This window comes from Peptoniphilus sp. oral taxon 836 str. F0141, assembly GCF_000179335.1.
Classification (GTDB): domain Bacteria; phylum Bacillota; class Clostridia; order Tissierellales; family Peptoniphilaceae; genus Peptoniphilus_A; species Peptoniphilus_A lacrimalis.
On record NZ_AEAA01000041.1, the window covers coordinates 16,273 to 42,170 of the forward strand.

Consider the following 25,898-nt stretch of genomic DNA (forward strand, 5'->3'; position numbering starts at 1 on the left):
AATTATACCAATTCTCCAAGAGCTACTTCCTCATTATCGACAAGCCTAACATCTAATATTTTATTTATTAAATCTTTATCTGATTTAACCTTAACCCTTATATAATTATCCGTATAACCAAAATAATATCCTTGGTCAAATTCTTCAAACAAAACTTTCAATGTCCTTGGCATATTTTTTTCTCTGAATTTTTTTAAATATTGGTCTTGAAGTTTTATTAATTCTTCAGACCTCTTAATTTTAATGTTACCATCAACTTGGTCTGCCCTATCAGCTGCTGGTGTATTCTTTCTTTTTGAATATTTAAAAACATGAACCTTAGAAAATTCAACTTCTCTTACTATTGACATTGAATCTTCAAAATCTTCATCACTTTCGCCAGGAAAACCCACTATTATATCAGTTGTTAAACCGGCATAGGGCATATATTTTTTTATGATTTTTGTTTTTTCTATAAATTCCTCTCTATTGTAGTGCCTATTCATATCCTTTAAGACCTTATTAGATCCAGATTGCAGGGATAAATGAAAATGGTCACATAATTTTGAACACGCAATTGCTCTTCTCATGAAGTCTTCACTTATTATATTTGGTTCAACTGATGATAATCTTATCCTCTCTATGCCATCAACTTCAGCTATGGCTTCAATTAAATCTATTAGCCTAACAGGTCCTAAATCTACCCCATAGCTTCCCACATGAATACCTGTCAAAATTATTTCCTTATAACCAGCATTTGCAAGCCTTATCGCTTCTCTTACACAATCTCCAATTCTTCTTGATCTAATGGTTCCTCTGGCATAGGGAATGATACAGTAAGTGCAATACCTGTTACATCCATCTTGAACTTTCATGTAACTTCTTGTTTTGTGAAAATTTTCATCTATTTTTATAAATTGAAAATCTCTGTCTTTTTTTATATCTCTTACAATATTTATTTTTTTATCTTCTTCTTTGGCTTCTTCTATTAAGTCAACAATTTTAGATCTTTCGCTGGTTCCAATTACAACATCTACACCCTCTATTTTTTCAACTTCCTTAGGAGCAACCTGAGCATAACATCCGACAACTGCAACTGTAGAATCAGGATTTTCTCTTTTTGCACGTCTGATATATTGCCTTGATTTTCTATCAGATAAATTTGTAACTGTGCAAGTATTTACAATATAAACATCGGCAACATCAGTATCATTGTCAACTTGTATATATCCATTTTTTTCAAAAAGTTCAGCCATGGCTTCAGATTCATATTGATTAACTTTGCATCCTAAAGTTAAAATTGAAAAAGTTTTTGCCATTTAATCACACTCCATATTGTGTATTATATAAAAAGCCCCAACAACTGATGAGGTTTCTGCTCTCAAAATTCTTTTACCCAAACTTATCCTATGGGCGTCTTTTAAAACCTCTATCTCTCTTTTTGAGATACCACCTTCTGGACCAACTATTATAGCAAGATTTTTAGATAATTTTTCTTTTATATCTTTAAAAAATAAATTTCTTTCATCCTCATAGAATAAAATCAAATCTCCACTATAGTTTTTTGCTATTTCATCAACCTTGATAGGTCTGTGAACAAGGGGGACTATATCTCTTTTTGATTGACCAGCAGCAGATTTTGCTATTTTTTGCCATCTTTGTATTTTTTTATCAACCTTATCCGAAATGTTTGAAACGCATCGGTCCATAATCAAAGGATAAAAATCATAAACCCCAACCTCAGTCCCATGCTCAATTACTTTTTCGTTCTTATCTCCCTTTAAAATTCCAAAGAATAGGGATAATTTTATTGGTGGCTCATTAGAATCAAATATTTCTTTTTTATAAATTAGCCTATCATCTTTCAAATTAAAAAGAATTATCTTGTCATTAAAAACCACAGAAAAATCTTCATCATCTTTAATTCTAATAACATTTTTTAGGTGATGTAGGTTTTCTTTATTTAATTCATTTATATTGTCGTAATTTCTGTCTTCAAAAAATCTATACATATCTAGCTATAATTGCACACCAGTCATTTTTTTCTTTAACTTCTAAAATTTCAAAGGATTCTTTAATTAGACCTTGAGTAACTAAGTCCTTCTTTTCCAAGATTATGCCTGAAGTTATAAAAATCTTTTGCCCACTCAAATGCTTGCTTAAATTTGAAATTTCATCAACTATTATTTCTGCAATAATATTAGAAACAATAATATCACATTTTCCTTCTATTACATCAAGTAAATTTCCTTTTTTTACCTTAACCTTATCATAAACTTCATTGAGTTTTGCATTTTCTTTACTTGCTTTTATACATTTATCGTCAATATCAACAAGTGTAGCGCTCTTTCCTCCAAGTTTTATTGCAGCAATTCCTAGTATACCAGACCCACAGCCTATGTCAAAAATACTCATATCTTTTTTCACATACTTATCTAAAGCCTCAAGACACATATAAGTTGATTCATGAGTCCCAGTTCCAAATGCCATACCCGGATTAATTTTTACAATTTTTCTATTGTTAGCATTGTCATAGGTTTCCCATTCAGGAACTATTAAAAGATTTTTGCCAATTTCAAAAGCTTTGTAATATGCCTTCCAATTATTTGCCCAATCTTGATCATCTTTTTCAAAAAATTTTAAAGTTCCAAGATTATTTTCTTCTAACTTTTCTTTTAAATCTAGGGCAGATTTTTCATCACTTGGATACACTCTAACAATTAGTTCATCGTCTTTAAGATTATTACTTATATCAGAAACATAATCCCAGTCCTTTTCATCCTGATTTAATTCCTTAGCTAAGTCGTTAGTAATTTCTTCCAATGTATAATAATCTTCATCATATAAAAATCCTATGAGTAAATCTTTTTTTGATTTACTGCTATAAATATCAGCCTCAATATATTTCATAAATATCACCTATCTTATTATATATTATAAATAAAATCCTTGAATAAAAAAATATATCCTAGCAAGGATATATTTTTAATTATATATTTTATTTTAAATGACCTTTGCTATATAGTCTATAGGCAACAAGCACTGATAAAAACATATTTGTAATCAAAATATAAGATTGGTATCTTCCAAAAAATGCTGAACCTAAGACTAGAAATATACCAAAAGCATAAATTAAAGGTGTAGCAGATAATTTTTTGTTGTTGATTACTTGTGGAATTGCAATTGCTCCAAATAAAGCCGGTGTTATATGGTCAAAACCAGGTTTTAAAATTGGATTATTAAGAATAGGTACAAGCCAAGTTCCTATTAAAAACACTCCAAGGATTAAAATAAAAACTGTGACTATAGAAGAAACACCAACACAAATTATTGCTATAACATCTCCAGACTCTGTTCCTGATTCTACTCCTGCAATTTTTTGACCAGCAACTGTTACTGGCATTTTCATGTTTGTAATGTTACCTGTGATTGAAGATAAATACATACCCCCAGCCCCAAAAATATTATAAAAAGATAAATTTTCTACAACAGCAGTAGGTAAAAATATAGCTATTAAACTTGAACTTGCTGCCAAAGCCTTAGTTATAGAAAAATCTATTTTAAAAATTGCTGCTACTCCAAGTGGAACTGCATACATGGCTATAAGTGCAATTATACTTGTTATTCGTCCAAGAATATTAACTTCTTTTGTAAATTTTACTGATTTTTCATGTTCTTGCATAAAATCCTCCCTCTTAGAATAAGTTCACTTGTACAATAACTGCCGCCATACCCAAAATTAACGCTATAGGCATAGAGAAGTCACTAATTATTGATTTATTTGTAACTTTCGCAATTTTGTTGCATATTAAAGTAGTAGCCCCTGCTGCCAAAAAAGCAACTATGGATGAAAAATTTTTAACATTTGCAACATAAGGTGCTGAAAGGGTGAGTATCATTGCTGAAAATAATGCTGCTGAAAAATATTTAATAAAACCTGCAGTGTGAGGCTTTTCTTTCATCTTCTTTGAAAATTGGTCTAAATGTTTCATAAAGAAAATGTTAAATAAAATTCCCCAAATAATTCCTGTTGTCATTACAAACATAACAATTACAAAAATCTTTGGTGTGATGTTTGGATCTGAAATATCTTTTAAGCCCATAGTTTGAACTGCAACATTTGCAGCTGTCCCTTCATACATAGCTGAACCTACGACTGAAAGTCTAAGCCATGGGAAATATTTTCCAAGAGGTACAGAAAGTGCAAGCATCATTACAATTATAGGTAGTGATGGTACAATTGAAAGAATTGCACTATTTGTCATGGCACGCTTCAATGTGCTTTTTTCCATGCCAAGTTCTTGTCCTCTCTTATAGGCTTTTCTAATAAATAAAAATGCCTGAACTGTAACAACTAATATTACTAAAGCTACCAAAGCACACATTTCTGTGCTGTTAGCTAGTTTTTTATAATCCATATTTTCTCCTCATAAATTTTAAACTAAGTAATTTTTTATTGTATTTTTATATACATCAATAAATTTTAAATAATCATCAACTTCAACAAACTCATCTATTATATGAGCAACGCTTGCTTCTCCCGGTCCAAAAATAGCTAAGTCATACTTATCTGAAATTCTTCCAAAGTTTGATGCATCTGTTGCTCCTGCCAAAGCTTCTACAGGTATCTTTTTGTCTAATGAATTTAAAATTGCCTTAACTAAATCATTATCTTTTTCAGATACTGCATTAGGATTGTTTTGTAAAATATTTAGCTCTAACTTTCCTTGGTTTTTGCTATTTAAATCAGAAATTACTTCTTCAATAATTTCCACAACCTTATCATTATTGACTTCTGGTACACATCTGGCATTAGCCTTTAAAATAGTTTTTCCAGCTACGCTATTTATTTGTGTTCCTCCATCAATTACAGTATTTACGTTTAAAGTTTTGCCCAACTGTTTATTTTCAGCTTCATTAAAAGCTTTTGCAAATCTTTTATTGGTTTCATTAATATAATCAACCATTAATTGTATTGAATCAATGCCAATTTCTGGCATAGAGGAATGAGCTGGTTTTCCAGTAGCTATAATTTCATATTGTAGAGAACCTTTGTGAGCATTTATAATTCTATTGCTACTGCTTGGCTCTGCAATTAAAAATCCATCAGCTCCATCAATATATCCTTCTTCTACAAGTTGCTTAGAGCCATACATTCCAACTTCTTCTCCTACTGTTGCCGCAAGACGGATTTTTCCCTTGAAATTTGCTCCTTCTTCTTTCAATTCAATCATAGCAATAATCAAAGCACAAAGACCTGCCTTCATATCAGTTGTTCCTCTGCCATACATCTTGCCATCATGAATTTCTCCTCCAAAGGGTGGATAAGTCCATTCACTTTCATCTCCAGCCGTAACAACATCCAAATGTCCGCTAACTACAAGCATTTTTCCAGAACCCTTACTACCGTCTAAATCACAAACTAGAGATGCTCTTTGAGGGTTATAATGAACAAGCTTACTTTCAATTCCATATTTTTTTAATAATTCTTGAAAATACTTAGCTAATTTTGCTTCATTATCATTTTCTGTTCTAATTTTAATAGCATCGGCAAGTATTTTTAACTTTTCTTTTTCATTAAACATATTTTACCTCCTATTTTTATTATACTTAAATATATATTAATAATGTATATATTTATATGATACCATTTTTTCATAAGTTAACATAAATAAATATTTGTAAAGAACCAAAATCAACTATTATGTCATAACTATATTTAAAAGCAAGACAAAAAACCCCATACAAGCACCTTTTCAGATACTCGTATGGGGAACATTAAAATTAAAAACTTATAAAAGAAAATTAGTTTTCTTTTAACATTGATTCCATAAACCAAATTTCTTTTGCGTAGTGAGTTGAGTGATCTTCCATCATATTAGAAAGTATGAAGCAATCAGTTTCTTCTCTTATTTCTTTTGCAAGTTTGTCCATATTCTTAATTAATTCAAGAGCTGTTTTGATAGCTTCCTTGGCATCAACAGATTTTGAAACTCTTTCTTTAACATCAGAAAGTTCTAAATATTCTTTAAGAGATGCTGGTGGAAATTGTCCATTTTTTCTTTCATATTCAGCAACATCATCAAGCATATCAAAGAATTCGTCATAAAGTCCTTCTAGATATTCATGAACTGCCTTGAAAGTGAAGCCTTCAACATTCCAGTGAAGATTGTGTAAAAGAATATTACCTACTTCTAAATTAGCTAAATATTTGTTTAATTTGTTCATTATTTTCCTCCTCTATAATAAATAATCAATTTATCCTAATTTCATCACACTTATATATTACCCTATATATAATTAAATAAACATCAATCAAAGAAATCTTTTACTTTTTCAAAGAAATTCTTTTGCTCATGCTTTATTTCCGTATCATTGTCCCTAAGTTTTTCAAGAATTTTCCTTTCTTCTTCAGAAATTTTCTTAGGAATTAAAATATTAACTGTAAAATAAAGATCACCCTTTATATTTTTATTTACATAAGGAACTCCTTGTCCTTTTAACTTAAAAGTTGTTCCTCCTTTAGTGGCTTTTGGTATGTCATAATCTACTATTTTCTCTAAGGTGGGAACTTTTATAGTTCCGCCTAAAACTGCATCAGAATAAGTTATAGGCATATCAATAAACAAATCATTGCCACGTCTTTTGAAAATTGAATCTTGACGTACTTTTATATAAACATATATATCACCCTTGCCGCCACCATTATCTCCAGAATTACCTTGGTTTGGAAGTGATACTATATTGCCATTATCAACACCTGCGGGGATTTTTACATTTATCTTCTTAGAATTTAATATTTTACCCTTGCCCTTACATTTTGTGCAAGCTTTCTCAATGATTTCTCCGCTACCGTGGCACTTATCACAGGTTGTTGTTCTTACAATTCTTCCAAAGGCAGAGGCAGATTCTACTCTTATTTGTCCTTCACCATGACATTTGTCGCAAGTATTTTTACTTGTCCCTGGCTCAGCTTTTTGACCATGACATTTTGGGCAATCATCTGTTACCTTAACATTAATTTCTTTTTGACAACCAAATACAGCCTCAAAGAAATCTAGGGTAATTTCTACATTTATATCTGTACCCTTTTGTGGGTAATTTTTACTTCTCTTATATGATGAAGATGAGAAACCTCCACCACTTCCAAATATATCGAAGATATCATCAAAAATATCAGAAAATCCTCCAAATCCACCTCCAGAAGTGGAATAATTTCCCTTTAAGCCTTCTTCTCCATAGGTATCATAAATTTGTCTTTTTTCATCATCAGACAAAACTTCATAAGCATAATTAATTTCTTTAAATTTTTCTTCAGCCTCTTTATCTCCAGGATTAAGGTCCGGGTGATATTTTTTTGCCATTTTTTTATAGGAGCTTTTTAATTCTTCCTTTGTTACATTTTCTGTGACATCAAGGATTTCATAAAAATTTCTCATCACTCACCTCGCTAGAAATATAAAAAAATATAACAAAAAATTAAAGTTGCAAGTTTCCCTGCAACTTTATTTTTATTAAATTTTATAAATTATTTATTTGAATCTTCTTCGTCATCTACAACTTCATAATCAGCATCTACAACATCATCATCTGATTTTTGTCCTTGTGAATTGTCCGCTTGTCCTTTATTTGCATTATCCTTATAGATCTTTTCAGAAACACTATAGAAAGCTTGTGTTAAGTCTTCAGTTTTCTTCTTAATATCTTCTAAATTATCAGAATCCTTAACAGATTTCAAAGCTTCAAGAGCATCTTCAATCTTCTTCTTTTCGTCTTCAGAAATTTTTCCTTCGACATCTTTTAAAGTTGATTCAGATTGATAAATAATTGAATCTGCATTATTTCTAGCTTCAATTAAATTCTTATTCTTTTCATCTTCCTTGGCATACATTTCAGCTTCTTTAACTTTCTTATCTATTTCTTCGTCAGTTAAGTTTGAAGATGAAGTTATGGTGATGTGTTGTTCTTTTCCTGTGCCTAAATCTTTAGCAGAAACATTAACTATACCATTTGCATCTATATCAAAAGTAACTTCAATTTGTGGAACACCACGTCTTGCTGGAGCAATTCCGTCAAGATTAAATCTTCCTAAAGTTACATTATCTTTTGCCATTTGTCTTTCACCTTGAAGAACGTGAATTTCAACTGAAGTTTGATTGTCAGCAGCAGTTGTAAATATTTGTGATTTTTTAGTAGGAATTGTTGTATTTCTTTCAATCAATCTTGTAGTAATATTACCCATAGTTTCAATTCCTAGAGATAGTGGTGTTACATCAAGAAGAAGAAGATCTTTAACATCTCCAGATAAAACTCCACCTTGAATAGCTGCACCTAAAGCAACACATTCATCAGGATTGATATCTTTTTGTGGATTCTTTCCTATTAATCTTTTTATACATTCTTGAACTGCAGGGATTCTTGTAGAACCACCAACTAATAAAACTTTATCTATATCTGAAGCTGAAAGGCCAGCATCTTTAAGAGCATTTGTTACAGGATCTTCAGTTTTCTTTACAAGATCACTTGTAAGTTCATCAAACTTAGCTCTTGTAATATCCATATTTAAGTGAAGTGGACCAGAAGCTGTTGCAGTGATGAAAGGTAAATTAATGTTGGAAGTCATTCTTGAAGAAAGTTCCTTTTTAGCTTTTTCTGCTGCTTCTTTTAATCTTTGAAGACTCATCTTGTCATCTCTTAAGTCAATAGAATTTTCTTTTTTAAATTCTTCTGCTATATAATCAATAAGTCTGTTATCAAAGTCATCTCCACCAAGTCTGTTGTTACCCCTTGTAGCACGAACTTCGAAAACTCCGTCAGAAAGTTCTAGAATAGAAACATCAAATGTTCCTCCACCAAGGTCATAAACCATAATTGTTTGAGATTCTCCATCCTTATCCATACCATAAGCAAGAGATGCTGCAGTAGGTTCGTTTACAATTCTTTTAACATTTAAACCTGCAATTTTACCTGCATCCTTTGTTGCTTGTCTTTGAGCATCAGTAAAGTATGCTGGAACTGTAATTACTGCATCTGTAATTTTTTCTCCCAAGTAAGATTCTGCATCAGATTTTAATTTTTGTAATATCATTGCAGATATATCTTGTGGAGTATAAGTCTTATCATCAATTGTAATCTTGTGGTCAGTACCCATTTCTCTTTTTATAGATGAAACAGTTCTGTCAGGATTTGTAATTGCTTGACGTTTTGCAGTTTCACCAACAAGTCTTTCGCCATCTTTTGTAAAAGCAACTACTGAAGGTGTTGTTCTATTTCCTTCAATATTTGGTATTATAATCGGTGAGCCACCTTCCATAACAGCTACTGCTGAATTTGTTGTACCTAAGTCTATTCCTATAATTTTACTCATAATATATTCCTCCTTATTCAGAAACTTTAACCATTGCAGGTCTTAGCACTTTATCATTTATTAAATAACCTTTTTGAAAAACTTCTGTTACTATACCCTCATCATATTCGTCAGATTTTTCTGTCATGACTGCATGATGAAAGTTTGGATCAAATTTTTTACCTTTTGCATCCATTTCTACAATATTATTTGCCTTTAGAGCATCAATGAGTTGGTCTTTAATAAGGCAGATTCCCTCAAAAAAACCATCATGATCTGTCTGTGCATCCATTGACCTTTCAAAATTATCTATAACTGGCAAAATTGAATTTGCAAGTTTTGTAATTCCAAGGTCTACATATTGAGCCTTTTCTTTTTCTGTTCTCCTTCTAAAATTTACAAAATCTGCTTGAAGTCGCATAAACTTATCTGTCAAATTTTGTAACTTATCATCACCTTTTTCTTTTTTCTCTTCTACTTCTATTTCAGCTTCTTCCTCTTTAAAACTTTCTTCTAAATCTTCGGAAAAATCCTTATCTTCTTCATTGATATAATCTTCGTCTTTTATATTTTCTTCATTTTTCATATTCTTATCAAAGATATTTTCATCCTCTTTTTTCTTATTTTTATCCACCATTACATTCCCTCCAGTACCTTTTCAACGGCATTTTTAAAAATACTAACAGTTTTGATAAGTTTTTTATAATCCATCCTAGCTGGTCCAATAAGACCCAAAGAACCATTTAAATTATTTGAATTAACAAAAACAGCTCTTATAATAGAATTATTTTTCATCAAATCCGCTTTATTTTCATCTCCAATAAGAACATCCAAATTTTTGGAAAAGTTCTTGTTTGAAAGAATCTCCATAAGAGAATCTCTATCTTCAATAAAACTCATAAATTCTTGAGCTTTTTTGGGGTCTTTGTATTCTTCAAAATTAAAGATATTTGTAAGACCGTCATAATATAATTCAATGGCACTTACTTTGTTATTAAAGCCCTTAAGTCTTTTAAAAATCTCAGCTATTAAATACTTATAAGAAACCATTGGACCCTTTAAAGTAATATTAACCTGGTCAATTTTATTAAAATCAATCCCACTAACTTCCTTAGAAATAATATTTTCAATCTGTTCTAATTCATCTTCATTTATATCCTCATAAAGTTCAATGAAATGCCTTTCGACTACTCCTTTATTTCCTATAATCAATAGGAGTATAAGATTAGATTCGATTTTCATAAGTGTTATTCTTTTTATAGTGGTGTCAGCCTTTTGCGGAGCCACAATATAAGCAGTGCAATTTGAAAAATCAGCTAAGATTTTAGCAACAGATTTAAAAATTCCTCCACTATCTATTGTTTCTTGCAAAATCCTATCTTTTACTTGACTAATAATTTCTTTATCATAAATAATTTTCCCTGATGAAAAAACTTCATCAACAAAAAATCTATAGGCTTTATAGGATGGAATTCTTCCTGCAGATTGATGAGGCTTGTTGAGATAGCCCAAATCTTCAAGATCTGCCATTTCATTACGAATTGTTGCAGAGGAAATGCCCAGCTCATAATCTTTTGACAAAGTCCTCGAACCAACTGGTATAGGATCAACTATATATGAACTTATTATGGCATTTAAAATTTCAACTTTTCTCCTGTCCATAATTCCCTCCTTTGTTAGCAGTCATTCTTATTGAGTGCTAACCATCTGTATATATAGTACGATAAATATTTGTTATTGTCAAGAAAAATTTAAAAATTCACCAAATTTACATAATTATTTTATGAGCATATTTTTTGCATGCCTGTAGGATTTTGTTTCAAATTAATAAAAATAATTTTAAATCTCAAAAATAAAGGAAAATTAAGCCAATATTTTAACTTCTTGCCTTTTATGATAAAATTTAAGTAATTATTAATAAGTAGATGAAAATTTTTTATTTATAGTTTATAGATGAGGTGTACATGAGAAATCAAAAAAATATTAGAAATTTTTGTATAATTGCCCATATTGACCACGGAAAATCTACTCTTGCCGATAGGATGATAGAGTCTACCGGTATGCTGACAAAAAGAGAAATGGAAGAACAAGTTCTTGACTCAATGGATTTGGAACGTGAAAGAGGTATCACAATTAAGTTAAAAGCTATCAGACTAATTTATAAAGATGATAGAGATGGAAAAGAATATATTTTAAATTTAATAGATACTCCTGGCCATGTGGATTTTAATTATGAAGTTTCAAGGTCTTTAGCGGCTTGTGAGGGAGCTGTTGTAGTGGTGGATTCCACCCAAGGAGTTGAAGCTCAAACTCTTGCCAATGTATATTTAGCAATTGACCAAGACTTGGAGCTTTTGCCTGTATTAAATAAAATAGATCTGCCTTCAGCCCATCCTTTAGAAGTAAAAAAAGAAATTGAAGATATTATAGGAATTGATGCCCAAGATGCACCACTTATTTCTGCAAAAAATGGAATTGGAATTGATGAAGTTTTGCATGGTATTGTAGATAATTTCCCACCACCAAGTGGAGATGAAAACAAACCACTTAAAGCTTTGATCTTTGATTCAATTTATGACTCATATAGAGGTGTAGTTTGCCAAGTAAGAATTGTGGACGGGAAAGTCAGAGCAGGCGATCAAATTCTAATGATGGCTACAGGAAAAATTTTTGAAGTTGTTGAAGTTGGTTTTACCGCTAATGGTCATATACCCTCCGATGAACTTTCAGCCGGTGATGTAGGTTTTATTTGTGCTTCAATAAAAGTTGTAGGTGATGCACGAGTTGGCGATACGATTACTTCTGTAAAAAATCCATGCAAGGAAGCCTTGCCTGGATATAAAAAAGTTGTTCCTATGGTTTTTTGTGGGATTTATCCAGGAGAAGGTGAAGAGTATTCATCAGTTCGTGATGCCCTTGAAAAGTTACAAGTCAATGATGCTTCTTTAGTTTTTGAAAAGGAAACTTCAAAAGCCTTGGGTTATGGATTTAGATGTGGTTTTTTAGGTCTTCTTCATATGGATATTATTCAAGAAAGATTGGAAAGAGAATTCGACCTAAATATTGTAACCACTTCACCATCAGTAATATATAAAATTGAAAAAACAGATGGAGAAATTTTAGATATTCAAAATCCAACAAATTTACCTGAGCCTACAGAAATAGATAAGATGGAAGAACCTATTGTTAGGGCAGAAATAATGTGTCCAACAGATTATGTAGGTCCTGTTATGGATCTTTGCCAAAACAGACGTGGCATTTTTATTGATATGACTTATTTAGAAGAAACAAGAACTCTTATTAAATATGACCTTCCTCTAAATGAAGTTATATATGATTTCTTCGATGCCTTAAAATCAAAGACTAGAGGTTATGCTTCTTATGATTACGAGCTTACAGGATACAAAGAATCAAGTCTAGTTAAACTGGATATTTTAATTAATGGAGAACTTGTAGATGCCTTTTCAATGATCGTTCACGAAGCTAGTGCCTACAATCGTGCGAGAAAAATTTGTGAAAAGCTTAAGGATGTAATTCCAAGACAACAATTTGCCATCCCAATTCAAGCTGCAATAGGCACAAAAGTTATAGCTAGAGAAACAATAAAGGCTCTTCGTAAAGATGTCCTTGCCAAGTGCTATGGTGGAGATATCTCAAGAAAGAGAAAACTTCTTGAAAAACAAAAAGAAGGTAAGAAAAGAATGCGTCAAGTAGGAAATGTAGAAATACCACAAGATGCCTTCTTGGCGGTGTTAAAATATGATGAAGAAAAATAAAATATCTATATATATTCACATACCTTTTTGTAGGAGCAGATGTCATTATTGCGACTTCTGCTCTTCTGTTATAGATGAAAAACAAGTAGAAAAATACATTAAATATCTAAAAAAAGAAATACATTTATATAAAGATATACTTGAAGGTAGAGAAATTTCTACAATATTTATAGGAGGAGGAACTCCATCTTCAATTGATGAAATTTTCATAGGACAAATATTAGAAGAATTTAAAAATTTTAACTTTTCTAAAGACATCGAAATAACAATAGAGGCAAATCCAAACTCACTATCCTTAGAAAAACTGAAAAAATATAGAAATTTTAATATAAATAGAATTTCAATCGGGGCACAATCATTCAATAATAAAATTTTAAAAACAATAGGAAGAATTCATAATAAGGAAGAAATTTTTAAAACAGTGGAAAAAATTAAAGAAGCTGGATTTATAAATTTTAATATAGATTTAATGCTTGCCCTTCCCTACCAAACTTTAAAAGATATAGAAGAATCTGTAGAAATTTTAAAAATACTAAATCCAAATCATATTTCATATTATTCACTGATAATTGAAGATAATACTAATATCAAAAAATTATATGATAAAAATTCATCTCTATTTCCATCAGAAAATATGGATAGAAAGATGTATCATTACCTTGTAGATAACTTAGAAAAAATTGGTTATAACCAATATGAAATTTCTAATTTTGCAAAGAAATCTTTTGAATGCAAGCACAACTTATCCTACTGGACACTTAAAGACTATTTAGGTTTTGGACTCTCCGCTTCGTCTAATCTTCGTGACAAAAGATTTACAAATACTTGCTCTTTTTCTTCTTATTATAAGTCCTTGGATAAGGAAAAAAAGCCTATAGATTTTTCTGAAATCTTAAGTAAAAAAGATAGGATGAACGAATTTTCTATTATGGGAATAAGGTTAAATTCTGGAATTGATACCAAAAATTTCGAAGAGATTTTTTCAACTAATTTTTTTAAATATTATGAAAAAGAAATTTATAAGCATATAAAAGATGGTCTTATAGAAGTTAAGGAGGATAAAATATGCCTAAGTAAAAAAGGCAGGGACCTATCAAACATTGTAGAAGTTGATTTTATAAAATAAAATCTTAATTAAAATTATTAAAAGGAGTAAATTATGAATGAAACTATAAATTTATTAATGAAGCACAGAACAATAAGAAAATTTACTAAAGATAAAATAAGAGATGAAGATTTAAAAATGATGCTTGAAGCCTCTAATCGTGCACCTTCAGCCAATGGGTTACAAAAATATTCAATAATTCATGTTACAGATAAAAATATAAAAGATAAGCTCTCACAAATAGGCAAACAATCTTATATGAAAGATGCCACAGAACTTTTTATTTTTATAGCTGACCTTTTCAGAAATGCACAAATTGCAAAAGAAAAAGGAGAAAATGAGTCTTTATTTACTTCCTTTGAAATGCTTTTTCAATCTATCGGTGATTCTTATATAGCTTGTCAAAATTTAGTTGTGGCTGCTGAATCTTTAGGATACGGCACTAATTACTTTGGAAATATTTTTAACGACATAGACAAGGTCATAGAAATTTTAAAATTACCCAAACTCACTTTTCCTGTAATAGCCTTAGGCATTGGCATAATAGACCAAAATCCACAAGTTAAACCAAGGATGAATTTAGAAAATAAGGTATTCGATAATTCTTATAAGATTTATGATGACTATTTGGAAACTTTTAAAGAATATGATAATATTATGCAAACTTATTATGATTTAAGAGATGCTAATAGAAGAGTTGATTCCTATACCAATCAAGTAATTACCCAAGCTAAAAAAAGTTTTATTGAAAGAAAAGATATCTTAAAATCCATCGAAAAGCAAGGATTCATACTGAGTAAATAATTGATATATGCTTAATTTGTTATCTAAGTAATAAGTTAAAACTTAGCTTTCTTTTTTATGTTTTTATTATGTGGAATATGCTATAATTTAATTGATGGAGGGAGTAAGATTGAATAAGATAGTTGAAAAAAAAGAATTGGCGCCAAATATATTTTCACTTGATATATATGCGCCAAGGGTCGCTGCATCAGCGCTGCCCGGTCAATTTGTAATAGTTATTGCTGATGAATATTCTGAAAGAATACCTTTAACAATTTCTGATTATGATTTAGAAAAAGGTACAGTTCAAATTGTAGTGCAAGCTTCAGGCCAATCTACAAAGAAGATATGCAAACTCAATAAGGGTGATTACTTAAAAGATTTTGTGGGTCCACTGGGAAGACCTTCAGAATTTTGCAATATGGATTTAGATACACTAAAAAACAAAAAATATCTTTTTGTAGCAGGTGGAGTTGGAACAGCTCCAGTATATCCTCAAGCGAGATTTTTCAAAGAACATGGACTTCATTGTGACATAATTCTTGGCGCAAAAAATAAGGAATTTGTTATTCTTGAAGAAAAATTAAAGTCTGTCTGTGATAATCTTTATATTTGTACAGATGATGGTTCTTATGAATTTAAGGGAATGGTTACAGCTAGGCTTGATGATCTTTATGAAAATCAAGGGAAAAAATATGACCAATGTGTATGTATCGGACCAATGATAATGATGAAATTTGTCTGTCTTACTACTAAAAAATATAATCTTCCCACTATCGTTTCATTAAATCCTATTATGGTTGATGGAACTGGCATGTGCGGAGCTTGCCGTTGCCTTGTTGACGGAAAAACAAAATTTGCTTGCGTTGATGGTCCTGAATTTGATGGCCATCTAGTTGATTGGGACAGTGCAATGTCAAGATCAAAGCAATATATAGATAATTTCAAGACAAAAGAACTTTCTGAACACAAAAATAATTTAGATGGGCTTAATGTTACAGATGCAAATTTAGAAAATAAAAAAATAAATGATGTTAAGATAGAAAAAGCAAAAGATAGGTGGAAAAGAACACCAATAGCTGAACAAGATCCAAATGTTAGAAATAAAAACTTTGATGAAGTTTGCTTGGGATATACTCCACAAGAAGCTGTGGTTGAAGCAAGCAGATGCTTAAATTGTAAGGTTCCTGGTTGCGTTAAGGGATGTCCTGTTTCTATCGACATACCAGGATTTATTAAAGAAATTGCCAATGCTAATTTCGAACAATCAGCTAAGGTTTTATCAATGTATACTGCTCTTCCAGCAGTTTGCGGTAGAGTTTGTCCTCAAGAATCTCAATGTGAAAAAGGTTGTGTCCTAGCAAAAAAAGGTGATGCTGTTTCAATTGGAAAACTAGAAAGATTTGCAGCAGACTATGCTAGAGAAAACAATGTTAAACTAAATCAAAGCTTAAAGAAACTTGACAAAAAAGTTGCAATTATTGGTGCAGGCCCTGCCGGACTTACATGTGCTGGCGAACTTGCTAAAATGGGCTATCAAGTAACAATCTTTGAAGCTTTACAAAAAAGTGGCGGTGTACTTGTCTATGGTATCCCTGAATTTAGACTTCCCAAAAAAATAGTTGAAGCAGAAGTTGAAAATATAAAAAATTTGGGAGTAAAAATTGAAAATGATGTTATAGTTGGAAGAACTGTTACTATAGATTCTTTAATAGATGAAGGCTTTGAAGCTATATTTATAGGTTCAGGTGCAGGTCTACCAAGATTTATGGGAATACCTGGAGAAAATCTTAATGGAGTTTACTCAGCCAATGAATTTTTAACAAGAAATAATTTAATGAAATCTTTTGACAAAGAATATGATACTCCTGTAAATGTTGGAGAAAAAATTGCAGTAATAGGTGGCGGTAATGTTGCAATGGATGCTGCAAGAGTTGCAAAAAGACTCGGCGGAGATGTTTCAATTCTTTACAGAAGAACTGAAAAAGAACTCCCAGCAAGAATTGAAGAAGTCGGCCATGCTAAAGAAGAAGGCATTGATTTTCAAATGCTTACTGCTCCAACTGAAATAATTGCTGATGAAAAAGGTTGGGTAAAATCTCTAAAATGTGTAAGAAACGAATTGGGAGAACCTGATGCATCAGGAAGAAGAAGTCCTGTCCCAATAGAAGGTTCAGAGTTTTTAGCAGATTTTCAAACTGTAATAATGGCTTTAGGAACAAGCCCTAATCCATTAATTGCTCATACTACTAAAAATTTAGAAATAAATAAAAAAGGTGGTATTGTTATAAACGAAGAGGCAGTTACAAGTCGTGAAAATATATTTGCAGGTGGAGATGCCGTAACTGGATCAGCTACAGTAATTCTTGCCATGGGTGCAGGGAAAAAAGCCGCAAAATCTATTGATGAATATTTAAGAAAGCAAACTGAAAAAGAAAAAATTAATAATTAATAAGCTTATTTAAGTAAACCTCAAAATCCGCTATAAAGATTTTGGGGTTTTTTTGATGGCAAAATATAAAAAATTTAAAGTAAAGGTAATTTAGCATACTTATAAAAAATAAGAAAACATAAAATCATGGAAAATATAATGTTTCTTAAAAAAAATCAAAAGACTGGATAAATAAGCCTAAATGTTTTTCAAATATTTTTTATTTAAAGGCTTTTTCCCCTATGATATAATATCCTAAAGGGGGAAAGAATATGTATAAAAATCCCACGAGAAGTGCTTGGGTAGAGGTTAACTTAGATAATTATATAAGTAATTTAAAATATATTAAATCAATTATAAATAAAAATAGCAAAATTATGTGCGTCATTAAAAGTGACGGTTATAGAGCAGGGGCTTTAGAACTAACTGAAGCTTCGATAAAATTTGGAATAAATTATTTTGGAGTAGCAACTCTTAGTGAAGGTATTTCTCTGAGAAAACATTTTAAAGATATTAATATCTTGATACTGGGTTATACTCCTTCCTATCTTTTAGAAGACTTGTGTAAGTATGATATAATGCCTAATATTTATTCATACGATAATTGTAAAGACTATAACGAAATATGTAAGAAATATGGAAAAGTTGGAAAAATTCACTTGTCCATTGATACAGGCATGAATAGAGTCGGTTTTATTCCTGGAAAGGAAGCTTTTTTTGATATTATAAAAATTTCAAAACTTTCCAACATCAAAATTGATGGAGTTTTTTCACATTTTGCTAAAGCTGATGTAGATGAAGATTTCACAAAAAAACAATTTGACACATTCACATCTTTCACTAAAGAAATCGAAAATGCAGGAGTAAATTTAGGTTTAAAACATATATCAAACTCCGCTTCTATTTTAAAACACCGAGAATATGATCTTGATATGGTTAGACCAGGTGCTATAATGCACGGTTTATATAAAGGATTTTTTAAGGATGAAAAACTCCCTTTAAAAAAAGATTTGCAAGTTTTTGCAATGATTGCCAATATAAAAACTATTAAAAAAGGTCAAGGAGTAAGTTATGGGCACAAATATATAGCTACAAAAGATACAAAAGTTGTAACCATACCTCTTGGATATGCAGACGGATTTCCTAGAATCTTATCAGGCAAGTTCAGTGTCCTTATCGGTGGAAAGAAATGCCCACAAATTGGTAATATATGCATGGACCAGTTTATGGTAGATGCTACAGGTATTGATTGTAAAATTGATGATGTAGCTGTTTTATTGGGAAAAGATGGTGATGAGGAGATAAGTGCCTTTGATTTATGTCAGCTTACAGGAGATATTGAACTTTCCTTTATAGACCACTTAAATTACAGAATGCCTATAACATTTATTGAGAACAACAAAATTAAATGCCACAGAGATTTGGTTAGAGATTTATAAAAAATTATATTATAATAATTAAATTAATAAATAAAAAAATAGTGAACTTTTATGTTTATCTTACATAGAACTCACTATTTTTTTTATTTCTTCATATTTTACCTTGTCATATCTTGCAAAAGCTTTTTTGGAACTTTCAATATTATTAAAGCACTTCCAATATCCTACACATTTGCAATTTTTTTTGTCTTTATTTTTAAAATCAATTACATCTTTTAGGGGATAGCCTAAAAATATTCCGATTTCATCAGGGCAAGCCCCTGTGAATCTTTCCTGTAATTTTTCTAAGTAATCTCCAATTTTTTTACAATCTTCATAGCCCAAAGGACTAAGAAAATTAATGATCTTTTTTTCTTGTAACTTTTTCAAAAGCCTTTTTGCCTTATAAAAATATACTAAAACACTCTCATCACTTGAGCGCAATACGCAAAAATCTATGTCAAGTTTTTCCTTTATAGAATCCTTATAAAGTAAAAAATAATCCCTTGTAGGTCTTTTACCGTTCCTCAAATTTAACATTGTCCCCAGCTTCAAGTTTTTTGAAGTGGGGGCAATTTGTGCTTGTAAAATTGCTACAAGATATTCAAAATCATCAAATTTTTTGATATGTTTGTAAAAATCTATAACAAATTTTTTATACATTGATAGAATTAATTAAGCGTTAGCTAATTCCTTTCCTAAAGCTTCACATTCTTCAAGAGCATCTTCATCTGGATCATCATAAGCAGCAAAACCATCAGCTATTAAATTAGCTCCAGTTCCTTCAACTTCTTCTTGCCAAAGTCTCATCCATTCACCGTCAGCCCATTCATAAGAACCGAACAATAAAACTTTTTTACCTGATAATAAAGAATTTACATTATCCATAAATGGTCTCATTTCAGTTTCTTCTAGTTCTTCAGAACCCATAGCTGGGCAACCGAATGCTATATTTTCAACTTCCTTCACATCGTCTTCAGTTGCTTGACCAACAGGAATTAATTTAACTTCTGCTCCTGCTCCTTCAGCTCCCTTAACAATTGCATTAGCCATAGCTTCAGTATGACCAGTTCCTGACCAATAAATTACATTTACTTTGCTCATTTTTTCATCCTCCATTTATTTAACTTTTTTTGATATTGACTATCAATCTCATACCTATTATAATATAAGTATAGTCAATAAATTATAAAAAATTAATATAATATCTTTAAAAAAGGAGTATGAAATGATAAATCACTTAAATATTGCTAAGAATTTAAAGTCTAATTCAATAAATATGGCTTTAGATATTTATGAGTCTAACATAAAAGACTTTAAACGCTCTGCTAAAGAACTTAAATTATACTTATCTAAACTTAATATGTTTCTATACACATATTTTCTTGTTCAATATAATAAGGACCTTGAAAGCTATGCACTTAAATGTTCAAAATTATTTACCAAGGAAAATAGTCCTGAAAAACTTCGTGCAATAGGAGAAAAAATGCTTATAGGATACTCTAACAATTTCTCCTTAGCTTTAAAAGAAAATGACCATGAACTTGTAGAAATCGCCTTAGAATATATAAATAAAAATTATACAAAAAAAATTACTCTTCAATCAGTTGCCTCAAAATTACATATCTCAAGAAATTACCTATGCCATTTGTTTAAAATTAAAACAGGTTATAAATTTTGCGAGTATATTAATTTACAAAGGGTAAACAAAGCTAAGGCTTTAATAGAAGAAGATAAGAAAACTTTTGAGTTTATTTCATTTGATTGTGGATTTTCTTCTCAATCTCACTTCTCTACAACTTTCAAAAAGTATGTAGGCTTAACTCCTAATGAATATAAAAAACAGGCCCTATAATAGGACCTGGGGCAAGCTTAGGCTTGCTTTTTTTATGCTCTTTTTATAATATCTTTAAGATTTGTATGCTCAATAATATAAACTGAAAGGCAAGTTATTACAAGTGTTGGCAGTCCAACTGTTAGAACTGTTAAAAAATACGGTGTTCCTGCTGTATAATATAATTCTAGAGATACAAGTATGCCTGATGCAAGTGCAAAAATAAATGAGTTAATATAATTATTTTCGATGTACTTGCTAAAAATATAAGTTATAATGGCACATGCTCCCCCCACAGCCATATCTACTAATCCTAGTGGTGAATATAAGTTTGCTAAAGCTCCACCTATAATAAGGGCAGGTACAAACTTGCGATTAAAAAATGGTATAACTGAAAGTGCTTCAGCTACACGAAATTGAATAGCCATAAATCCTATAGGATTTATATTTACTGCTAAAATATAAACTGCAATTAATATAGCATTTTTGGCTAAGTCTTTGACTTTCATATTAAATTGTCCTCCTTAGTTTTTTTTAGTTGGGATGGTTTCGAACCAACATCAAAGATTTTAGCAGAAATTAATATATTTTTCAAATAATAGTAAAATAGAGCCGCCTCATTATATAAAATTTACCTTAAAAATTGCATCAAATTTATCAGTTTATAAAAACCTCTAATCTTATCTACATAATTTCTCTTTATTTTTCTTAAATCCAAAACGAAGTCGGCATTGTCACAAGTTCCCTACCATCATTAGGCATTTTTAAATCCCCTATCAAATTCCCATAAGTTATTGAATTTTTACCATATCTATTTCTTATATTATAAATAGCTTTTTCCAGACTTAAGTATTTGAAATGTTTTTTTACATCATTAAATAAATCCACCTGAATAGCCTCTCTATTTTGTATAAGCTTTATAGCCCTTATATATAAGGCCCTTATTTTTTCATCATCTTTAAAAGTAAAGTCTTTCAAAAAAACATCCATAGCCTTAGCTGAAATTTCCAGGGTGGAATTTGACGGATAATCTAATAAAACATCTGAACTCTCGTGAGATAAATTATTTTTTCTATAACCAACATTAACACCCCTTGCCAGATAGTTATTCTCTATTAACCTTTTAGATATATCTTCACAAAGCTTTTGAATTACAGCCCTCACCTCTTCATAATTTAAAAGATCTTCCTTACAAGTTATAGAACGGCCTATACTTTTTATTGGAATAATCTGATAATAATCCTTAACCCTAGTATTATCCATACCATTTGCCCAATTATAAATTTTTATCCCATTAATGCCCAAATTTTTTCTCAAAATTTCAGGGTCAGCCTCCGCTAAATCTCCTAGGGTTTTTATATTGATTTTATTTAGCTTTTTAGTAGTTTGAGGTCCAATCATTATCATATCCTGAACCTTCAAAGGCCATACAATTTTTTTATAATTTTCCTTATATATAAAAGTGCAATAATCTGGTTTTCTCATATCGCTTGCCAATTTAGCAAAGACTTTATTAAAACTCAGACCCACAGAAACGGTAACTTTAAGCTCAGTTTTTATTCTTTCCTTAATTTCAAAGGCAATCTTTTCAGGACTTCCAAAAAGTTTTTTACTTCCCGTGATATCTAAAAAACACTCATCCATACCGTAAGGTTCAACTTGATTTGTATAAGAATAATAAATTTTTTGAGCAGCCTTGGAAATTCTTATGTATTTCTCATAATTTGGTGGGAAAATTAAAAGATTTGGGCATTTCTTTTTAGCCTGCCATATAGGTTCACCAGTTAAAACTCCAAACTTTTTTGCCATAGGAGTCTTAGCAAGAATTATCCCGTGTCTTAACTTTTCATCTCCACCAACAGCAACGGGTTGACTTTTTAAATTTGGCTTGTCTATAAGTTCGCAAGAAACATAAAAACTGTTCATATCCACATGTAATATATCCATAAAAACCTCCCAAACATTTGTTTAAATATATTCTAAAAACATCAGTTTCGTTTGTCAATATGTTTTTATAGATTGTATAAAACTTTGTTTTTATGTCAGCCATTGAGCAAAATACAAAAATTTATTGGTATTTTAAAATATATAAATAATATGCAAATTCACTAATTTTTTTATCATTAAAAGGCAACAAAAAAAGAACTTCATTTTTTGAAGTTCCCTTATTTATTAAAACAATATAAAATTTTTACTTAACTAACTTTCCTTCTTTAATATCTTCTTCAATATCTTCTTCCCTTTCATCCTCATCAATTTCAAGGAAAAATAGAATAAAAGCAATAATTAAAGAAATCAAAGCTCCCCAAACACCTCTTAAAGAAAATTTGCTAACACAGGTATAACCAAAAGCTGCGCCAATAGCAAATACAAAAATAATTGTATAATAATGAATAGCATTTTTAAAGAATCCTCTCTCTTTTAAAAATAAAAACCTTGCCAAGTGATCACTAGCATTTCTAATATTTCCAACACACATAGCGGTATTTGTAGAAAGTCCCTTTATTTTTTTAAAAGCAGTAATCTGCATAGAACAAGACAAAGACAAGAGTGCATTAACAATACTGTTATATTTTTCGGGCATAAAGCCACAAAAAATAACTATAAGAATTTGTAAGCCTAAAATCATTTGTCGCCAATTAAATTTTAACTTATCGGCTAATTTTTCTTCAATAAAAACAGCTACAAAAACTCCTATAAAAAATGCCCCTATAGGAATTAAGTATTTTATTGTGCCTTCAAGATTTCCTGTAACAAGCTGCTTAGCCAAAAGAACCACATTACCCGTTTGGGCATTTGCAAAAACTCCTCCTCTGGCAAAGTATGAATATGCATCTTGGAATCCACCCGTTAATGTCAATAAAACTGCCAATCGGAAAGATTCAGCCATATTTTCTCTTCTGTAATCAATAATCATATCATCCACTTTCCTTCTTTTGCGAATTCCCACTTATAATATTACTCATTTTTCATTTTGTCAAATAAAAAAATAGAAACTTGAACAAAGCAAGTTTCCAATTAACTAATTATTATTCTTTTACACATTTATAGAATCTTCATTTTTCCCCGGAACTTTTTTAAAAATACCTGTAACAATAAGAGCGATAGCTCCATCTCCAGTTATATTACAAGCAGTTCCAAAAGAATCTTGAAGGGCAAAAATTGACAACATAAGGGCTGTGCCTGTATCGTTAAAACCTAAAACGCTAGTAATCAAACCAAGAGATGCTACAACAGTCCCTCCTGGAACTCCAGGAGCTGCAATTGCAAAAATACCCAAAAGCAAAATAAATAAAATCATGGTAGGAATTTTAGGCATAGCGCCATAAAGAATTTGAGATACAGTCATAACAAAAAAAGTTTCTGTTAAAACTGAGCCGCACAGATGTGTATTAGCACAAATAGGTATGACAAAATCTCTTATCTGAGCATCTAAAACCTTAGATTTTCTGGCACATTTTAAAGCTACAGGAAGAGTTGCCGCACTAGACATTGTTCCCACTGCTGTAAAATAAGCCGGACCATAATGTTTAAAAACTTCTTTAGGTTTTACCTTAGAAATAAAACCTCCAATAGAATATAGAAGCCCCATCCAAATAAAATGACCAACTATAACAATTAAAATTATCTTTAAAAATACTGGAAGTTCATGTATAACTACACCTTCATAAGAAAGTTCGGTAAAAGTCAGACCAATATAAAAAGGCAAAAATCTAATAACGACTTTATCAACCATAGCTAAAACAATCTTATTAAATTCCAAAAGAAGATTCTCCCAAGTTTTTGAGTTTGTCCATAAGACGCTCAGTCCAATCAAGACTGATGTTATAAGAGCAGTCATTACAGGCATAATAGGTGCTATTTCAAGATTAAAAATAGCTTTAGGAAGTTCATTAGCACTTACTACATTTTCAGCAATATTTAAATGAGGAATAATAATTCTTCCTGCAAATAAAGACATAGTAGCAGCTCCAACTGAGGATATATAACAAATAGCTAAAGTTACAGATAAAATCTTTCCTGCTGAATCTTTCAAACTAACAATAGAAGGTGAAATAAAACCAAGTATTATTAGAGGAACCATATAGCCAATAAAATCTCCTAATATTCTTTTTATGGCATCAACAACTCCTACTAAATTCTCATTGATATTCTGCCCAAGAAAAATACCTATAATTATTGCAATAATTAATTTAAAAACAAGACTATCAAAAAAATTAACTTTCTTTTTCATATTCACACTCCATTAACATTTTTCTTAGACAAAAAATCGCCTAACCTCTACCATAATATAACTATGATAAATTTTTGTCAATTGAAATTCACACAGAGTTAATATAAACAAGAAAAATTTTTTAATAAAAACCTGTAGTAATTATATTAAATTATATAAATGCTTAATCCAAAATTAATTATTTTTTAATTCTTCATATGTTTTTTCTAATTGGTCTTCCATAAGTTTTACTAAGTCTGCAAAATATTTTTCTTCAACTTCTCCAAATCTTGCAATTTTTGGCGAGTCTAGATCCAAAACCGCAATCACCTCTCCATGTATTTTTATAGGAAGAACCATTTCAGAATTTGATGCACTGTCACAAGCTACATGATCCTTAAATTCATGCACGTTTTTGACTCTTATAATAGACTTATTTTGCCAAGCACTTACACATACACCCTTATCTTTTAGTCTAGTGCAAGCTGGCAATCCTTGAAAAGGTCCAAGAACTAACTGGTCTTTACGAACTATATAAAATCCTGCCCAATTAAGATCTTTTATTGTTGCCATTATTACTGAAGACAAATTTGCCATCATTGCTACAAAATCACTTTCAATTTCTATTGTTGCTTTGGCAAAACTCACCATATATTTTAATCTTTCTTCATTATTTAAATTTTCTATTCCTTTTATTTCAAAACTCATTTTACACCTGCAATTTTTATAGAATTTTAATAATTTATAATATTTTTCCATATTTTTTAAAGTGCTAAAGAAAATATTCTATATTTTAAAACTTGTTATTATTTTTATGCACAAAATAATTTATAAATAAAGTAAAACTTATCAAAAACAATAAATTTAGAATTTCTCTACCATACTTATAAATAGTGATAATCATAAATATTAGCACTTTCCTTGTAATTATATAGTAGGATAAAATTTTAGTCTATAATTAATAATTATATTTTATTTTTAACAATGGTCTATAATATCTATAAAAATATATA

Annotated in this window: 24 protein-coding genes; 6 read left to right on the forward strand and 18 right to left on the reverse strand. The window is 30.4% G+C overall.

Features of this window, described 5'->3' with window-relative positions; all coding sequences use genetic code 11:
* Window positions 1–2 precede the first annotated feature (2 nt).
* The 11 genes from mtaB to hrcA all read right to left on the reverse strand — a co-directional run bounded on the left by mtaB (window position 3) and on the right by hrcA (window position 10,987).
* On the reverse strand, window positions 3–1,298 hold the full coding sequence (gene mtaB, locus HMPREF9131_RS01540) for a tRNA (N(6)-L-threonylcarbamoyladenosine(37)-C(2))-methylthiotransferase MtaB (RefSeq protein WP_009344992.1): 1,296 nt from the start codon (window positions 1,296–1,298) through the stop codon (window positions 3–5).
* The gene (locus HMPREF9131_RS01545; protein ID WP_009345015.1) at window positions 1,299–1,991 is read right to left on the reverse strand and encodes a 16S rRNA (uracil(1498)-N(3))-methyltransferase; all 693 of its coding nucleotides are present in this window, start codon (window positions 1,989–1,991) and stop codon (window positions 1,299–1,301) included. It lies immediately after the preceding gene.
* Complete coding sequence (prmA, locus tag HMPREF9131_RS01550) at window positions 1,984–2,889, reverse strand: 50S ribosomal protein L11 methyltransferase (RefSeq protein WP_009345000.1); 906 nt, start codon at window positions 2,887–2,889, stop codon at window positions 1,984–1,986. The genes HMPREF9131_RS01545 and prmA overlap by 8 nt, the downstream gene beginning before the upstream one ends.
* A gap of 88 nt (window positions 2,890–2,977) precedes the next feature.
* Entirely contained in the window at window positions 2,978–3,661 is a 684-nt protein-coding gene (locus HMPREF9131_RS01555) for a hypothetical protein (RefSeq protein WP_009344990.1), read from the reverse strand.
* A 13-nt stretch (window positions 3,662–3,674) separates the two neighbouring features.
* Window positions 3,675–4,397, reverse strand: coding sequence for a DUF5058 family protein (locus HMPREF9131_RS01560; protein ID WP_009345040.1), 723 nt, complete (start codon window positions 4,395–4,397; stop codon window positions 3,675–3,677).
* 18 nt (window positions 4,398–4,415) lie between these two features.
* Window positions 4,416–5,564 (reverse strand): ArgE/DapE family deacylase, encoded by a 1,149-nt coding sequence (locus HMPREF9131_RS01565; RefSeq protein WP_009345036.1) that lies wholly within the window; start codon window positions 5,562–5,564, stop codon window positions 4,416–4,418.
* A 220-nt stretch (window positions 5,565–5,784) separates the two neighbouring features.
* Window positions 5,785–6,207: a DNA starvation/stationary phase protection protein gene (locus HMPREF9131_RS01570; protein ID WP_009345014.1), complete on the reverse strand. Its 423-nt coding sequence runs from the start codon at window positions 6,205–6,207 to the stop codon at window positions 5,785–5,787.
* A gap of 83 nt (window positions 6,208–6,290) precedes the next feature.
* Window positions 6,291–7,418, reverse strand: a complete 1,128-nt coding sequence (gene dnaJ, locus HMPREF9131_RS01575; RefSeq protein ID WP_009345031.1) for a molecular chaperone DnaJ — start codon at window positions 7,416–7,418, stop codon at window positions 6,291–6,293.
* Between the two features lie 89 nt (window positions 7,419–7,507).
* Complete coding sequence (dnaK, locus tag HMPREF9131_RS01580) at window positions 7,508–9,346, reverse strand: molecular chaperone DnaK (protein ID WP_009345016.1); 1,839 nt, start codon at window positions 9,344–9,346, stop codon at window positions 7,508–7,510.
* A 13-nt stretch (window positions 9,347–9,359) separates the two neighbouring features.
* Window positions 9,360–9,962, reverse strand: coding sequence for a nucleotide exchange factor GrpE (grpE, locus tag HMPREF9131_RS01585; RefSeq protein WP_009345039.1), 603 nt, complete (start codon window positions 9,960–9,962; stop codon window positions 9,360–9,362).
* On the reverse strand, window positions 9,962–10,987 hold the full coding sequence (gene hrcA / locus HMPREF9131_RS01590) for a heat-inducible transcriptional repressor HrcA (protein WP_009345008.1): 1,026 nt from the start codon (window positions 10,985–10,987) through the stop codon (window positions 9,962–9,964). Before hrcA ends, grpE begins: the two co-directional genes overlap by 1 nt.
* 302 nt (window positions 10,988–11,289) lie before the next feature.
* On the opposite strand from hrcA, the gene lepA reads away from it, so the two are divergent.
* The 5 genes from lepA to alr all read left to right on the forward strand — a co-directional run bounded on the left by lepA (window position 11,290) and on the right by alr (window position 18,859).
* Window positions 11,290–13,101, forward strand: coding sequence for a translation elongation factor 4 (lepA, locus tag HMPREF9131_RS01595; RefSeq protein ID WP_004825970.1), 1,812 nt, complete (start codon window positions 11,290–11,292; stop codon window positions 13,099–13,101).
* A complete protein-coding gene (gene hemW, locus HMPREF9131_RS01600; RefSeq protein ID WP_036744131.1) occupies window positions 13,085–14,227 on the forward strand; it encodes a radical SAM family heme chaperone HemW in 1,143 nt (380 codons plus the stop codon). Before lepA ends, hemW begins: the two co-directional genes overlap by 17 nt.
* A 33-nt stretch (window positions 14,228–14,260) precedes the next feature.
* Window positions 14,261–15,010: a nitroreductase family protein gene (locus HMPREF9131_RS01605; RefSeq protein ID WP_009345002.1), complete on the forward strand. Its 750-nt coding sequence runs from the start codon at window positions 14,261–14,263 to the stop codon at window positions 15,008–15,010.
* A 109-nt stretch (window positions 15,011–15,119) separates the two neighbouring features.
* Window positions 15,120–17,441, forward strand: a complete 2,322-nt coding sequence (locus HMPREF9131_RS01610; protein ID WP_009344998.1) for a bifunctional dihydroorotate dehydrogenase B NAD binding subunit/NADPH-dependent glutamate synthase — start codon at window positions 15,120–15,122, stop codon at window positions 17,439–17,441.
* A gap of 251 nt (window positions 17,442–17,692) precedes the next feature.
* Window positions 17,693–18,859, forward strand: a complete 1,167-nt coding sequence (alr, locus tag HMPREF9131_RS01615; protein ID WP_009345035.1) for an alanine racemase — start codon at window positions 17,693–17,695, stop codon at window positions 18,857–18,859.
* A gap of 60 nt (window positions 18,860–18,919) precedes the next feature.
* On the opposite strand, the gene HMPREF9131_RS01620 is transcribed toward alr, so the two are convergent.
* Together HMPREF9131_RS01620 and HMPREF9131_RS01625 are read right to left on the reverse strand one after the other, a co-directional pair.
* Window positions 18,920–19,501, reverse strand: coding sequence for a DUF3793 family protein (locus HMPREF9131_RS01620; RefSeq protein WP_004826059.1), 582 nt, complete (start codon window positions 19,499–19,501; stop codon window positions 18,920–18,922).
* Between the two features lie 12 nt (window positions 19,502–19,513).
* A complete protein-coding gene (locus tag HMPREF9131_RS01625; RefSeq protein WP_009345007.1) occupies window positions 19,514–19,942 on the reverse strand; it encodes a flavodoxin in 429 nt (142 codons plus the stop codon).
* A gap of 124 nt (window positions 19,943–20,066) precedes the next feature.
* Between HMPREF9131_RS01625 and HMPREF9131_RS01630 the strand changes: the two genes are divergently transcribed.
* Window positions 20,067–20,693, forward strand: coding sequence for an AraC family transcriptional regulator (locus HMPREF9131_RS01630; protein WP_004825910.1), 627 nt, complete (start codon window positions 20,067–20,069; stop codon window positions 20,691–20,693).
* 32 nt (window positions 20,694–20,725) lie between these two features.
* On the opposite strand, the gene HMPREF9131_RS01635 is transcribed toward HMPREF9131_RS01630, so the two are convergent.
* The 5 genes from HMPREF9131_RS01635 to HMPREF9131_RS01655 form a co-directional block, all read right to left on the reverse strand.
* Window positions 20,726–21,181 (reverse strand): QueT transporter family protein, encoded by a 456-nt coding sequence (locus HMPREF9131_RS01635; RefSeq protein WP_009345021.1) that lies wholly within the window; start codon window positions 21,179–21,181, stop codon window positions 20,726–20,728.
* A 199-nt stretch (window positions 21,182–21,380) separates the two neighbouring features.
* Entirely contained in the window at window positions 21,381–22,619 is a 1,239-nt protein-coding gene (locus HMPREF9131_RS01640) for a DNA polymerase IV (protein WP_009344994.1), read from the reverse strand.
* A 244-nt stretch (window positions 22,620–22,863) separates the two neighbouring features.
* Window positions 22,864–23,589: a YoaK family protein gene (locus tag HMPREF9131_RS01645; protein ID WP_009345010.1), complete on the reverse strand. Its 726-nt coding sequence runs from the start codon at window positions 23,587–23,589 to the stop codon at window positions 22,864–22,866.
* Window positions 23,590–23,709: 120 nt separating this feature from the next.
* Window positions 23,710–24,906, reverse strand: a complete 1,197-nt coding sequence (locus HMPREF9131_RS01650) for a dicarboxylate/amino acid:cation symporter (RefSeq protein ID WP_009345037.1) — start codon at window positions 24,904–24,906, stop codon at window positions 23,710–23,712.
* Between the two features lie 174 nt (window positions 24,907–25,080).
* Window positions 25,081–25,593: a GAF domain-containing protein gene (locus tag HMPREF9131_RS01655; protein ID WP_009345041.1), complete on the reverse strand. Its 513-nt coding sequence runs from the start codon at window positions 25,591–25,593 to the stop codon at window positions 25,081–25,083.
* Window positions 25,594–25,898 lie beyond the last annotated feature (305 nt).